Annotated in this window: 12 protein-coding genes; 10 read left to right on the top strand and 2 right to left on the bottom strand. The window is 39.4% G+C overall.

Features of this window, described 5'->3' with window-relative positions:
• Positions 1-304 precede the first annotated feature (304 nt).
• On the top strand, positions 305-1993 hold the full coding sequence (locus ACEVFT_RS13435; protein WP_393950282.1) for an FAD-dependent oxidoreductase: 1689 nt from the start codon (positions 305-307) through the stop codon (positions 1991-1993).
• Between the two features lie 131 nt (positions 1994-2124).
• Positions 2125-3738, top strand: a complete 1614-nt coding sequence (locus tag ACEVFT_RS13430) for a GNAT family N-acetyltransferase (protein WP_393950280.1) — start codon at positions 2125-2127, stop codon at positions 3736-3738.
• Between the two features lie 40 nt (positions 3739-3778).
• Here the strand turns inward: ACEVFT_RS13430 and ACEVFT_RS13425 are convergent, their stop codons facing one another.
• The gene (locus ACEVFT_RS13425) at positions 3779-4396 is read right to left on the bottom strand and encodes an NUMOD4 domain-containing protein (protein WP_342533261.1); all 618 of its coding nucleotides are present in this window, start codon (positions 4394-4396) and stop codon (positions 3779-3781) included.
• A gap of 225 nt (positions 4397-4621) precedes the next feature.
• Here ACEVFT_RS13425 and ACEVFT_RS13420 point away from each other — a divergent pair, with 225 nt between their 5' ends.
• The 7 genes from ACEVFT_RS13420 (at position 4622) to ACEVFT_RS13390 (ending at position 12058) form a co-directional block, all read left to right on the top strand.
• Positions 4622-6223, top strand: a complete 1602-nt coding sequence (locus ACEVFT_RS13420) for a Na/Pi cotransporter family protein (RefSeq protein ID WP_393950489.1) — start codon at positions 4622-4624, stop codon at positions 6221-6223.
• Positions 6224-6291: 68 nt separating this feature from the next.
• On the top strand, positions 6292-6741 hold the full coding sequence (locus ACEVFT_RS13415; RefSeq protein WP_393950279.1) for an SACOL1771 family peroxiredoxin: 450 nt from the start codon (positions 6292-6294) through the stop codon (positions 6739-6741).
• Positions 6742-6882: 141 nt separating this feature from the next.
• Positions 6883-7518 carry a sugar transferase gene (locus tag ACEVFT_RS13410; protein WP_205445321.1) on the top strand — a complete coding sequence of 212 codons (636 nt, stop codon included), beginning with the start codon at positions 6883-6885 and terminating at the stop codon, positions 7516-7518.
• 46 nt (positions 7519-7564) lie between these two features.
• Positions 7565-8659 carry a glycosyltransferase family 4 protein gene (locus ACEVFT_RS13405; protein ID WP_393950277.1) on the top strand — a complete coding sequence of 365 codons (1095 nt, stop codon included), beginning with the start codon at positions 7565-7567 and terminating at the stop codon, positions 8657-8659.
• Between the two features lies 1 nt (position 8660).
• Positions 8661-10334 carry a GNAT family N-acetyltransferase gene (locus tag ACEVFT_RS13400; RefSeq protein ID WP_393950276.1) on the top strand — a complete coding sequence of 558 codons (1674 nt, stop codon included), beginning with the start codon at positions 8661-8663 and terminating at the stop codon, positions 10332-10334.
• Complete coding sequence (locus ACEVFT_RS13395; RefSeq protein ID WP_342533257.1) at positions 10315-11061, top strand: hypothetical protein; 747 nt, start codon at positions 10315-10317, stop codon at positions 11059-11061. Before ACEVFT_RS13400 ends, ACEVFT_RS13395 begins: the two co-directional genes overlap by 20 nt.
• A gap of 4 nt (positions 11062-11065) precedes the next feature.
• Positions 11066-12058 (top strand): polysaccharide deacetylase family protein, encoded by a 993-nt coding sequence (locus ACEVFT_RS13390; RefSeq protein ID WP_342533256.1) that lies wholly within the window; start codon positions 11066-11068, stop codon positions 12056-12058.
• A 90-nt stretch (positions 12059-12148) separates the two neighbouring features.
• Here the strand turns inward: ACEVFT_RS13390 and ACEVFT_RS13385 are convergent, their stop codons facing one another.
• Positions 12149-13105, bottom strand: a complete 957-nt coding sequence (locus tag ACEVFT_RS13385) for a hypothetical protein (protein ID WP_393950273.1) — start codon at positions 13103-13105, stop codon at positions 12149-12151.
• Positions 13106-13396: 291 nt separating this feature from the next.
• Between ACEVFT_RS13385 and ACEVFT_RS13380 the strand changes: the two genes are divergently transcribed.
• Complete coding sequence (locus ACEVFT_RS13380) at positions 13397-14383, top strand: agmatinase family protein (RefSeq protein WP_342441433.1); 987 nt, start codon at positions 13397-13399, stop codon at positions 14381-14383.
• The last annotated feature ends 80 nt before the right edge of the window (positions 14384-14463 follow it).

The raw sequence follows: 14463 nt of genomic DNA, 5'->3' as shown, positions 1-14463 counted from the left end.
GTGCATACTGCGTTAGACAAGGAAAGAATAGAGTCAGAATCTATGCTAGTTGTAATGATACTTTACAGAGGGAAATGATGACATGAAGGCTGTAACATATCAGAGAATTGCAAGTAAAGCTTATTTAGTGAAGTGGAAGATAACTGTATAAAGGTGATTCTAAAACCTTAAAGGGAGCGATTATGCTCTTTTTTTGTGGAAATATAGGGAATGGTATAAATTGACTGAATATTGGTTTAATTCTATACTTTTTAATAGAAAGGCCAGATTCATCGATTTAGCTCATATAGGGAGGAATGGTTGAATGAAATGGGATGCAAGTTATGATGTAGTGGTAGTAGGCTCTGGTGCAGCGGGATTGACAGCAGGTTTAACAGCAAAGTTACAAGGAATGAAATCATTAGTGATTGAAAAAACAGATCGCTATGGTGGTGCTTCTGCTATTTCAGGCGGTGCCTTATGGATTCCTAATAATCATGTCATTAAAGGTGCAGGTGTCCCAGATACACATGAACTTGCACGCCAATATCTAGATTCAACAATCGGTGATCGTGTGCCAGAAGCGTTAAAGGAAGCTTATATTACGAGAGGACCTGAAATGTTACGCTTTTTATACAATAAAACAAAGCATATGCGGTTCCAGTATGCAAAAGGCTACTCGGATTATTATCCAGAAAAAACAGGTGGCTTGTCACAAGGACGCTCCATTGAACCACTTATTTTCGATTTAACGAAAATGGGTTCTTTAGCAAATTCTATGCGTCGAGCAACTCTATCAACAAAAGGCTTCACGATGAATAGCTACGAGTTTCATAAGGTGAACATGATTACTCGGACGTTAAAAGGAAAAACAACTGCCCTGAAATTAGGAGCGCGTTTAGTAAGGTCAAAGGTGACTAAGAGTGACCCAGTCGCATTAGGAGAAGCTTTAGTTGCTCGTTTACGACTCTCTCTTGCAGAAGCAAATGGTGAGCTTTGGCTATCAACTGCCTTTAAAGATTTCATTATGGACAAGGAACGAGTGAATGGAATTATTGTGGAACGAGATGGACAAGAGCTGAAAATTGAGGCAAAGAAAGGTGTTGTTCTTTCTTCAGGTGGTTTTTCACATAATCAGACACTCCGAGAAAAGTATTTACCAAGTCCAACGAAAGCTGCATGGACTTCTTCACCAGAAGGGCAAACAGGTGACATCATTGAACCTGGCGTAAAAATTGGTGCTACGTTGGATTTAATGGATAAAGTGTGGGGAGCACCTTCTGTTATTGATCCACAAGGACATCCATTCTTCCTTGTGGCAGATCGCGGTGTACCCAATATGATGGTGGTGGATAGTACAGGACAGCGTTTTGTCAATGAAGCGGCACCATATCATGAATTTGTGGATACGATGTATAAGCATCAAGAGGCAACCAAACAGGCGGTTCCTTCCTGGATACTGATTGATGCCTCTGCTAAAAGCCGTTATATTTTTACAGGACTGTTCCCTGGACAAGCCTTCCCGAAAAGTTGGTTTGAGCATGGAGTCGCAAAAAGTGCGGAAACGATTGAAGAGCTTGCTAGACAAATGGATGTGCCAGCGGAGAGTCTAGTAGCGACGGTGAATCGTTTTAATGACTTTGCGAGGAACGGACATGATGATGATTTTTATCGAGGAGATAGTGCCTATGATAATTACTACGGGGACCCGACACTACCAAATCCAAATTTAGCAGAAATCAAGAAAGCGCCATTCTATGCATTGCGTCTTTATCCTGGAGATATTGGCACAAAAGGAGGCCTCGTAGTGGACGAATATGCTCGGGTGATAAAGGAGGATGGTCAACCCATTGAAGGATTGTATGCTTCAGGCAATTGTTCAGCGTCTATCATGGGAGAAACGTATCCTGGCCCAGGCGCAACCATTGGACCTGGTATGACATTAAGCTATGTAGCGACAGCACATATGGCCAATGCAGTGACAAAAGGTGAGGTATCACTTGTAAACGTATAAATGAGACATAACCCTTCCTTTCTAACGAGGAGGGGTTTTTACGTTGGTGTAATGTTCTAATACTTTCTTGCTAGGAATATAGTGGCTACTAAATGTATGGTTGATAACGGAAAAAGGAGCGATTTAGTACATTGCTAGCTTATAAACTCATCACGACTATCGAAGAGTTAGAGCCCTATAGAAGTACTTGGTCAGGGATACTTGAAAAAGAGCACAATAATAATCCTTTTATTGAGTACGAATGGATTTCAACTTGGTGGGCAACGCTTGGGGTTCAGGAAAATGTAGAGATTTACATAGTGGAACATCAGGGTGTGGCAGTGGCTTTTTTTCCGTTAGTGCATTGTATACGATTTGGTACAATCCATTATTTTAGCTTTTTAGGACAAGGTTTTGCGACCTATATGGAAGTGATCGCTGACAAGGAGTGGCTGGAACATTCCATTACGTTTCTATTGAAGGAGTTTTCGCGAAAATATAAGCGTTATTTAATCGTGTTACATGGTTTAGTAGAAAGTAAGAAAACCTCTCAAGAATTAGAGAAGTATGCGATCGAATATCAGATGCCCCATTCGATTTTTCGGACTGTCACATCCTATATCGATTTTCAATCCATTACAATAGATACATTTCTACAGAAGCATCGCAAGAAATTCAAAAGCCTTAAACGTCGTGAAAACAAATTAAAGTCACTTGGTCATGTTGTCTTTCAGGAAGTAAATCCCAATTATCTGCAAGACATGTTTACGTTGTTCACAAGAAGATGGCAAAAGAAAATTGATAAAAGTGGCTTTACAGAAAAGCAAACACGTCTATTTTATGAGCGGCTAGCTAAAACCAACAGCAAGGTGCTTCGGGTAGAAGTCGATAGCTTACAATTTGAAAGGCAGTGGATTGCTTTTACAATTGACCTATGCTGTAGAGAGCGTAATTTTTGCCAGGCAATGGGCCATGAGCCTGATTTTAACCTATTTGGCCCAGGGCGCCTTATTGAAAAGGAAAACATGCTAAAAGCACATCAATCTGGCTATCGTTATTATGACTTAGGCAGTGGCTATGAGCCATATAAGTTTGAATGGTATACACATATTGATTTCACTAGAAAATTTGTCATGAGTACAAAAGGAGTTAAAGAGCGTAATATTCGATTATGGATGGTCATACGTGATCGGCTAAAAGGGTTATTAACGAATAATCATCAGCTAGTGAAACTGAAGCGAGACAGATTAGGAGAACTGCGTTATTTTTTGAAGCATGCAAATACAAAAGATTGGCTAAGAGCTGTTACGAAAATGTTCCAACGAATACTATCGGTTCATATTTTAGACGTTTATATTGCAGAGCAAAAACAAGATAGCGAAAAAGTGAGATTTCAAGAATTACCAATGAAGGATATCATGACGATGAAAGAGCGAGCGAACAATGTTGCAGACCTCTATAAGGGGTATCGACTCTTTGCAGATGGCGATCAAGTCATATACAAGAGACACGATAAAACGGCAACGGAAGAAACGGTTGACTATTCCTATGAGCTGTCAGATAATATGTCGTTTATAAAAGAATATGACAGCCGGCGACTAGTTGAGATTGTTACTGAAGTGCAGCGTGAAGGGAGGGCAGTTTGTACAATAGCCCCATGGTATGATAGAAGCAGACGGCGAAAGCTCGTACAGGCAGGTTTCCATAAAGTAGCCAAAATCAACATAATAAAGATTTTCAAATGGCAAAAAATATATCATGTCTAAACAACAACACCCTCAGCTTTTTTTCGCTGAGGGTGTTCCATTAAAAATGGATACCAGGTTTATCGATTAGCTTACAGCCTGTACCATACTTAGCTTTTAAGGCACCTTTGAAAAGAGTATGCTCCAGCTCTGGGAATGTCTGTTTCCAAAGTTCAAAAACATTATGGCTAGATGCTTTGCCGTCCTTCGTTAGTCGTGCAATATGGAAGCCATATTCATCATTGCAACGAGCCAATGGGCGGTTTTCACGTACCGTAATAATTCGACCGCTCGTCGTCATTTCATATAATCCTTCATAGCCAGCAATCGCACGTCTTTCCTCTTGACCTTCAACTAAAGGTTTTTCATCGATTGGCGCTACTTTTTCTTCTGTCGTGTCTTCCTGTTCAGAAGATTGAGTTTCTTCAGCACTGTTTCTTGCTGGTAGTTGTTCAACAATCACAAAATCTTTCTTGGAAGCTTTATCGCTCATTGTCGCCATAACGTTCATGATAGAGCCTACATAACGTAATGGTTTCTCTCTTCCTTCTTCAAAAACAAAAATATTATATTCGGTTTTATTTATCTTTTTCATAATAATATTGCCTGTTGTAATAGTAAAACCGATGAACTTGTTCTTTTTAAGTGCCTGTATTGCTTCTTGCTTTGTTAAAATCATTTTGAAAATCTCCTAAAGAATTATTTATTCTATTCTACCATAAAAATTATCACATTGTTTTTCGTAAAATAATGGTTGATTTTGTACAATGCAGGGAAATATCCCTATTTTCTCAAATTTAATAATGGTACTATTAAGAATGTTTGAGGAATAAAACTCCTTTAAAAAGGGAGTCGTTCATAAATAGATACAATTTTAGTAGGGAGTGTTGATAGGTTGATCAATGTGCTTGGGGGCATCGGTTTATTTTTACTTGGAATGACGATGCTAACGAACGGTTTAAAGGAATTGGCAGGGGATGCCTTAAAAAAATGGCTCAATCGTTTTACAGGTGGAACCATTAGCTCGGTCTTATCGGGTACATTCATGACAATGATTGTACAATCCTCCACGGCCACAACCCTGATTACGATTGGTTTTGTCAGTGCGGGACTCCTCACGTTTGTCCAATCGATTGGTGTCATTATTGGTGCGAATATCGGGAGTACAAGTACTGGCTGGATTATTTCATTAATCGGCTTCAAGATAAATATGCAGACAATGTCACTGCCTTTTATTGCACTTGGTGTATTTGTACAATTGCTCGCACCACGAGATTACAAAGCAATTGGAGGGCTAGTTACTGGTTTTGGTTTATTATTTTTAGGCATCGATGTTCTTCAGGGAGGAATGGCTGCTGTACAAGATAAAATCCCATTCGATGCATTTAGTGCAAATACTATTAGTGGAAAACTAATTTTAATTGTTTTGGGTCTTATCATGACCGTTATTATGCAGGCTTCTAGTGCTGCAATAGCAGCCACTTTAACAGCCTTATATGCAGGTGCCATTGATTTTGAACAGGCTGCTTATTTAGTTATAGGTCAAAATATTGGGACGACTGCTACAGCCTTGTTTGCAGCGATTGGTGCATCTACAGCTGCTAAGCGAACAGCTGTGACCCATGTAATGTTCAATGTAGTCACTGCTATACTAGTGACATTTGGTGCAACGTTTATGTTTGCTCTTACAGAACTCGTCACAAAATCCATCAATGGTAGCTTTGATGAAACACTGGGTATTGCTGTTTTCCATACATTATTTAGTGTGATTGGCGCGATACTTTTTGTACCATTTGTCCGTCCTTTTGCAAAGGCCATTGAAAAAATGATTCCTGAAAAAGGCAATCATTTAACACGTAATTTAGATAGTAGTGTTGCCAAATTACCTGGGGTTGCTGTGGAGGTATCCTTTAATACATTACAAGATATTACCAAGGAAATGACGACTGTACTTGTTTCTCTTATTCAAGGGAAAAAACGCACAGCTGAAACAGACAGTAGATTGGCTCAAATGGATGAGGCGATTGAAAAAACACGTTTATTTATGGATGCTATCCAATCTTCCTCACAAAAGGAACGTTATAAGCATATAGCCCTTTTACATGCTTTAGACCACCTCTATCGTTTGTCAAAGGCATTACGCGAACAACATCCTAATGCCTTTCAGTTACAGGAGGCATTAACTCAAAAGTGGTTAGAGGTATTGGAAAAAGTACTACTAATCATCGATGAGGATGAACGCCTACCTGAGATAGCAACCTTGCTTGAGGTTACTTCCTCTGAAATGGCGGCCGTGCGACGTGATAAACGAAACGCATATTTTGAGCATACTGTTGAAAATGTGGTAGAGTTAGAGACAGCCGTATCGAAAGTGGAGGCTTTGCTGTGGATTGATCGTCTTGTCTATCACTATTGGCGTACAACGGCTCGCCTTGCTGAGTACCAGACTGTGACCAAAAAAGGTCGCCATAATGAGACAGAAAAAAATACAGTAACAGTTGAATAAAAGGAATGCTCGCCTTACGTTTGTAAGCGAGCATTTTTCTTAGCTACACAAATAAAGGGGGATCTAGGATGGTTCAGCATAAATTCACAATGGACTTAACTTGGTCTGAGGGAAGAAATGGTACAGGAAACATTAAAGCAAGTAATCTGCAAACACAAATTTCTATTCCTCGGGAAATGAATGGGCCTGGCATTGGTACAAATCCAGATGAAATGCTTTTAGGTGCAGCCGCAACTTGTTATTTAATTACATTAGCTGCTCTACTCGAAAGGTCAGAAATAGATGTGGCGGAATTATCTATGCAGGCACACGGATTTGTCAGTGTAGAAAATGGCGTTTTTACGTATGAAAAAATTGTGCATAAGCCGATTATTACTGTGCAAGAGCTAACAGAACAACTTGAAAAAAGAATGATACGCTTAGCACAAAAGGCGGAACAAACTTGTATGATTAGTAAAGCATTAAAAGGAAATGTTGTGATTGAATGTGATGTTCAAATTTTGGAAGCAAGCATATAATAAGACAACAGGAGTTATTCAGCAAGTGTCGCTGATATAACTCTTTTTTTCATAAAATAAGCACTTTTTCTAAAATAGTTCTAGAAATGTTCAAAATGAATATATAGAGTTAAGTGCTAAAAAAATGCAAAGGATGATGTATTGCACGTTCAGACAGCTCAGAATCTCACATTCTATGGTCAGTACGGCAAAAGAATATTTGATATTGTTGGGGCATTATTTTTACTTTTTATGACGATTCCTCTAATGCTAGCAGTATTCCTCATTTTACTCATAACAACAGGTCGCCCCATTTTCTTCAAACAAATACGAACTGGCCATGATCATCACCGCTTTGTGATTTGGAAGCTCCGAACAATGTGTATCCAGGCAGTTCCGGTAAATATGCCTTCTCTTTGTGCCAACGGTATCCCTGATGATTATTATTTTAAAACAGAGCAAGATACACGCATCACAAAAGTAGGCGCTATCCTTCGAAAGCTCAGTATTGATGAAATTCCACAACTTTTAAATGTGTTAAAGGGTGATATGAGCATTGTAGGTCCACGTCCTGAGGTTCCAGCGATCACGAATGCATATAATTCCTTACAGGTTCGGCGTTTGGAGGTAAAGCCAGGCTTAACAGGTCTAGCTCAAATTAACGGTAGGTCGAATATTTCACATGGACAAAAAATATCATATGACATTGAATACGTTGACCATTATTCCTTTTGGTTGGATGTCCAAATTTTGTTGAAGACAATTTATGTTGTAGTTGCACGCACAGGTGCTTACTAAAAAATAAGGAGTGGCCATACTGAAAATCGTTCAGCTTATTACACGAATGGATAAAGTTGGAGGTGCACAAAAGCATGTGGAGGCACTTGCTATCCATTTAAAACAGGATGGGCATGATGTCACAGTAGTGACGGGCTCCTATCAACCATCACTATGGCACTTACAAGAGCATAAAATTCCTGTTATCAGTATACCTGCTCTTCAACGGGCTATTCATATAGCGAAAGATTTTCAAACATTTTGGCAATTAAGAGCCGTTTTCAAACGTCTACAACCAGACGTTATAGCCACCCATTCATCCAAGGCTGGTGTGATTGGTCGAGTAGTTGGTAGTTTATTACGAATTCCAACTATTTTTACGGCACACAGTTGGAGCTTTACAGAAGGTGTTCCTCAAAAGAAAAAGCTGTTCTATCATCGGATGGAAAAATCAATTCAGCCATTCACGACAAAAATTATTACGGTGTCTGAATATGATCGGGAACTAGCACTACTGAAAAAGGTTGCTCCTGCTCATAAATTGCTGACTATTCATAATGGCATTGAACCGATAGAGAGAAATGAAACAACTGAAAAGATATGCATGGAGCAGCCAGTCATTGTCATGGTTGCTCGTTTTGAAGTGCCTAAAAGACAGGATATTTTACTAAAGACTTTAGCGGAACTGACGGATATCCCTTGGCACCTTCAATTGATTGGGGATGGTTCCCTGAGACCGGCTCTAGAAAATATCGTTGAACAGCATGGCTTAACAAATCGTGTAACATTTTTAGGCAATCAATTAGACGTTCATTCTTATCTTGAGAAATGCCACTTGTTTGTTCTGTTATCAGATTGGGAAGGCTTGCCGATTTCGATTATTGAAGCAATGCGTGTAGGTCTTCCTATTATTGCAACCAATGTAGGTGGTGTAAAAGAGCTCATTGTTGATCATGACAATGGATTTTTAGTAGAGCGAGAGGATAACGAATTATTGAAGAAGAGGCTGCATCAACTGTTAATGGATACCACTTTAAGAGAGCAAATGGGAACTGCAAGTGAACACCGTTATTTACAGTATTTCACCTTTATCCCTATGTATCAAAAAACATTAACGGTTTATCAACAGGCTGTTTCAGAACTAGTGAAGAAAGGGGATTAAATTGCAATTAATTCGCATTAGAACTGATGATGAGCTTATGTGGTACAAGGAAATTTGGGATGCCATTTTAGAAGAAGAGGACAATGATAATCCATTTATAGAATTTGCTTGGTTTTATAATTGGTGGCAAATTGTAGGACGGAAAGAGCGTGTAGAGCTTTATGCCATTGAACATGAGGGGACGATTATGGCTTTTTTCCCCTTTACAGTGTCAATTCGGTGGGGGATTAGAGTGTATGCTTTTGCAGGAGAAAACATCGCTAATTATACAGGGATTGTGACTAAAAAGGAATGGTTACAGCAAGTAACAACCTTTGTATTCGATGAGCTTATTAAAAAGCATCGGCATATTATTTTTTCCTTGCATGGTTTATTAGAAAGTAAACAGTCTACTAAAACCCTAGAGCAATACTTTGTAGAAAGACAATTATGTACAAGTATTTTCCGTGTTGTGACACCTTATCTCGCTTTTTCAGAAATAAATTTTCAGCACCATTTCAATCAACGTCGCAAAATGCATGGCGTTGATCGACGGGAACGAAAACTAAGAAATTTAGGCTCCTTAGCAAGACGTGAGCCTTCACAAGACGAGCTTTGGCAAATGTTTCGGTTATTTGATCGGCGATGGGCAAAAAAGCTGGATACAAGTGGCTTTACAAAGGGGAAGAAAAGAGATTTTTTTGAGCGTTTAACGATGCTTAAAGGTGAGGCATTACAGGTAGAGGTCGATGCACTTGTCTTTGAAAACCAGTGGATTGCTTTCACCTATGGACTTTGCTGTCGAGGCCGCTATGTAACGTATGCACTTGCACATGAACCAACATTTAATTTATTTGGTGCTGGACGGATAGTCAATCAGGAAACCATTCAGCGAACGTTTGCTGCTAACTATCGCTTATTTGATATGAGCATAGGCTACGAGCCATATAAATTTGACTGGCGCTCGGACATTGATTTTACAAGACAGATGCTTGCTAGCAGCGGTACGAAACGTACAAATCTACTGGCAGGTTTTTTATCGTTAAAGCAACGACTCAAGGAATATGTGAAAGGGAACCAAAGAGTCGTAGAGTGGAAGCGTAACACACTAGGTCATTTACGTTATTTAGTAAAGTATGGAAAGGTAAAAGATTGGCTAGAATATGGACAACAATTCGTAGAAAAATTTATTCGTTTGAAACAAGTGGAGCTGTATGAATTATCCCCATCAGAGGACATATCACCACAGCAGCCTGTTGGAAACTTATTTGAAAAAATGTCGATTCAGGAAGCGATGCTGCTTGATCAGGAAGAAGTCATGGCTCTCTTTTATAAGGGCTATACGATCTATAAAGACTCCTTTGCGGAAACGAATAAGCCAGCGTTTGCATTGCATGCCACAAATTGGCATGTAGATTCAATGCAAATTGTAGAAGCCTTACCAAAGCAAACCTATTTTTTAGCCTATGATGTTTTCAAGCAAATCGATATTATTACAGCTTTCTTCCGAAAAATAAATCCATCACAAACACTGTGGGTAACGGTAAGTTTTTGGCAATGGCGCAAGCGGAAGCGCTTAGTACAGCTAGGCTATAAACCTATTTCTCGAATGAAACATTATAAAATCGCTCGTTTTGAGCGACACCATGTAGAAAAATATACAGAGAGTGGGGGCGATGTACATTCTGTCCATTAAAAGTAAGCGATGGAATATCGCAATGCATCATTTTTATTTTCTCGAAAAGCCAGCCAATGTTCGAAAGTCCATGAAAGTTGTAGGCTATACGCATTCACTAGTACCTAGTCGGAAACTTGTGAAAAGAGAAACAATTCACATTGATTTGCAAGAACACGAGCTTTCATTGTATTTAGCGCTTTCTGAAGGAAATCGCAAAATCCTACGACGTGCCCAAAAGGAATTTTATCAAGTCATTTTATATAAAGAGCCATCCATAGAAAACTTGCGAGCCTTTCAGCAATTTTACAATCAATTTGCCAAAAGAAAAAAGATTGAAACAATCGGTAAGTCGCAAATGGAAATCATCCTGCTCCTCAATGAACAGGGCGCATTATTATTATCTGAGATCCAAAGTATTTGCGGACAAACACTGTGTTATCGACTAGATATTGTGCATGAAAAAAAAGCGATGTCCTTTTACGAGGCAACATGTCATGCATCCGCTATGCCTGCTCAATTAAAACGACCGATCCGTTATGCAAATCGTTTTTTAATTTGGCATAACCTGCTACACCTAAAGGAGCACGGTTTTGTTTTATATGATATGGGCGAGTTAACGGACAATCGAAATGTACGAGCCTTTAAATTGTGCTTTGGTGGCCAGATTGTTCATGTTTACTCAGGCTACATTATCCAATCAAAAATACGTGCACTATTACTAGGTGTGCAAAAATGGAGGAAGTAGCAACATGAATGGTGGGGGTCTCGTTATTTCATTAGATTTTGAGCTGAATTGGGGTGTCCATGATGTATTTCGTTATGGACAATACAATAAAAACCTATATGGTGTACGTAAAGCCTTGCCCAGGATACTAGCACTATTTGACCAATATGACATCCATGCAACTTGGGCAACCGTCGGATTATTGTTTGCTGAATCGAAGGCAGAAATGGCTCATTATTTACGAGGTGTCCCTGTGAAATATGAAAACATGCGCTTTGCAGCACATACACAGCTTGCAAAGGTGGGCGAAAATGAACAAGAGGACCTCCTGCATTTTGGTAAATCTTTAATTGAGGAAATTAAACGTACACCACATCAGGAAATAGGAAGTCATACATTTTCTCATTTTTATTGCTTGGAAAAGGGCCAAACAGAAGCTGCCTTTTGCGCAGATTTACACGCAACCAAAACAATCAGTGAAGGTTATACTACGCCTATGAAGTCCATTGTTTTTCCTCGTAATCAAGTAAACAAAGACTATTTAACAGCTTGTCTAGAAGCGGGCTATGTTTGCTATAGAGGTACAGAAAATCATGCATTATATGACGCTCAAAAGTTTACGAAAAAGGGAAGACTTTTAGGTGCAAAGAAGTGGCTAGATAGCTATTGGAATATAACTGGCCATCATATAGCCACACTGGAGGAAATGCAAGAGGAGCAACTGATTAATATTCGATCAAGTGCTTTTTTAAGGCCATATTGTAGTCCATTGCGTGCATTCGAAAGTTTAAAAATAAAGCGAATAAAGGAAGGCATGCTCAAGGCTGCACAGGCACAAGCTTTTTATCATTTATGGTGGCACCCTCATAATTTTGGTAAGCATATTGAAAAAAATTTGGCGATGCTAGAAGAACTATTACGTTATTTTGAAGAATTGCGTAGCCAGTATGATTTTCAAAGCTATTCCATGTATGAGGTAGCAGAACTTTGCGAAAACCTTTCGAAACAGCAGAAGTAGTCAATTCGAGAGGTTCTAATAAAGAGGCGAGATGTTGAAATGGTGGAGTTTCCTGCTTGATAAAGGGTGATTTCTGGTCAAAGAGCTGAGCTAAGTGCTCGTAAAAGAGTAGAAGCTGCTCATAAAGAGTTTCGAAGTGATCACAGAATGGTGGAAGCTGCTCATAAAGAGTGTTGAAGTGATCAAAGCAAGGTGGAAGCCGCTCATAAAGAGTGTTGAAGTGATCAAAGCAGGTTGGAAGCTGCTCATAAAGAGTGTCGAAGTGATCACAGAAGGGTGGATCCCGCTCATAAAGAGTGTCAAAGTGATCAAAGCAAGGTGAACCCCGCTCAAAAAGGGTGTCGAAGTGATCACAGAAGGGTGGAAGCTGCTCATAAAGAGTGTCGAAGTGATCAAAGCAAGGTGAAACTCGCTCATAAAGGGTGTCGAAGTGATCAAAGCAGGTTGAACCTCGCTCATAAAGAGTGTCAAAGTGATCAAAGTAGGTTGAACCCCGCTCATAAAGAGTGTCAAAGTGATCAAAGCAAGGTGAAACTCGCTCATAAAGAGTGTCAAAGTGATCAAAGCAAGGTGGATCCCGCTCATAAAGAGTGTTGAAGTGATCAAAGCAGGTTGGATCCCGCTCATAAAGAGTGTTGAAGTAATCAAAGCAGGTTGAATGCCGCTCATAAAGAGTGTTGAAGTGATCAAAGCAGGTAAAAACCTGCTCAAAAAGGGAGTCAAAGTGATCAAAGCAGTTTGAACTCCGCTCATAAAGAGTGTCAAAGTGATCAAAGCAAGGTGAAACTCGCTCATAAAGAGTGTCAAAGTGATCAAAGCAGGTTGAACCCCACTCATAAAAGGTGTCAAAGTGATCAAAGCAAGGTGAAACTCGCTCATAAAGAGTGTTGAAGTGATCACAGATGGATGGAAGCCGCTCATAAAGAGTGTCAAAGTGATCAAAGCAGGTTGAATGCCGCTCATAAAGAGTGTTGAAGTGATCAAAGCAGGTTGGATCCCGCTCATAAAGAGTGTCAAAGTGATCAAAGCAAGGTGAAACTCGCTCATAAAGAGTGTCAAAGTGATCAAAGCAGGTTGAATCCCACTCCAAAAGTGGAGAAAAGCCACAATCTCCTAATAAAAGATATATGTAATTTCTGAGCAAACTGATTTCAAGTTTGCTTTTTTTGTTGGATCAAAAGAAAATTTCCAAGAAAAGAGGAAAAAAGAAAAACTTTGACGAAAATCATTGTACGAATGGTACTATTACTATAGAGAAAATATGTTAGGACATTTATAGGGGAGCAACAATTGATTTAGGTCAATTTAACTTGAATGAAAAGAAGGTGGTAGATGAATATGTTTATACAGTCAGAATGCCAATGGAAGCAGGAAAATGGATCAGCGATGCATCAGTGGATAAAGCAGCAGACAAATCCGAATCCAAATGAGGTGGATATTGTTGTATATGGCGCCCTTTTATCGTATGCCAATGGTGCGTCGTCAAAAGCACAATACCCAACAGCCTTTCGTAAGGCTTGGCCAGGTTTTCAATCGTATAATTTAGATGAGCAGGTGAATTTACGCGCTCTTTCGGTTGTGGATTTAGGGGACGTGGCAATTCTAGAACAAGATAGAATGCTTTCGGAGTCTGCCATCGAGGCTGCTGCGGAAAATTTAAGTATAGCTTTTCAAAGAAGCTTTACTTGTTTGATTGGTGGAGATCATACTATTACCGCGCACTCCATAAAAGGGATAAAAAACGCCTTCCCACAGGATCGCATTGGCATTATTCAGATTGATACGCATTTAGATGCAAGGAACCAAGAGGAGATTGGTTTAGCGCAAGATTCTCCAATTCATCAGTTAATTGCTGCAGGGGTTGTAGAGGGGAGACATGTCTATAATGTTGGTTTGCATGGATTTTTCAATTCACCAGAAATGATTCATTATGCTAAAGAACAAGGCATTCATATGATTACGTTAAAGCAAATGCGACGAGATGGTATTCAGCTCACAATACGTGAAATGCTGCGTCAGCTTATGTATGAAGTAGATCGCATTTATGTGTCAGTGGATTTAGATGCACTTGATATTGTATTTGCATGTGATGTTCCTGCAGCTTCACCTGGTGGTTTAACGGCTTATGAATTGTTTGATATCCTTAAGCTTATTGGTGAAAATGAGGGTGTTCGTCATATTGATTTTGTTTATGCTGATCCTAAAGAAGGCATACTGCGTCCAGAAACCGTTAAGATTGGTGTGACGGCATTTTTACAATGGTTAACTGGTATTCAACTAGATCATCGCAATCGTATCTCGAAAAAAGGGAAGGTTACGTTGTAGAGTAAGTGTATTTCCGAGTATTAACAATGCTGATTATTGAAAGTTTGCTATAATGTTTAAGTAGACAACACTAAATAGAT

Origin of the sequence: Lysinibacillus sp. PWR01 (assembly GCF_043359455.1) — a bacterium.
GTDB lineage: Bacteria > Bacillota > Bacilli > Bacillales_A > Planococcaceae > Lysinibacillus > Lysinibacillus fusiformis_F.
The sequence above is the reverse complement of the archived record's forward strand: the minus strand, read 5'-3'. Positions and strand labels throughout refer to the sequence as shown.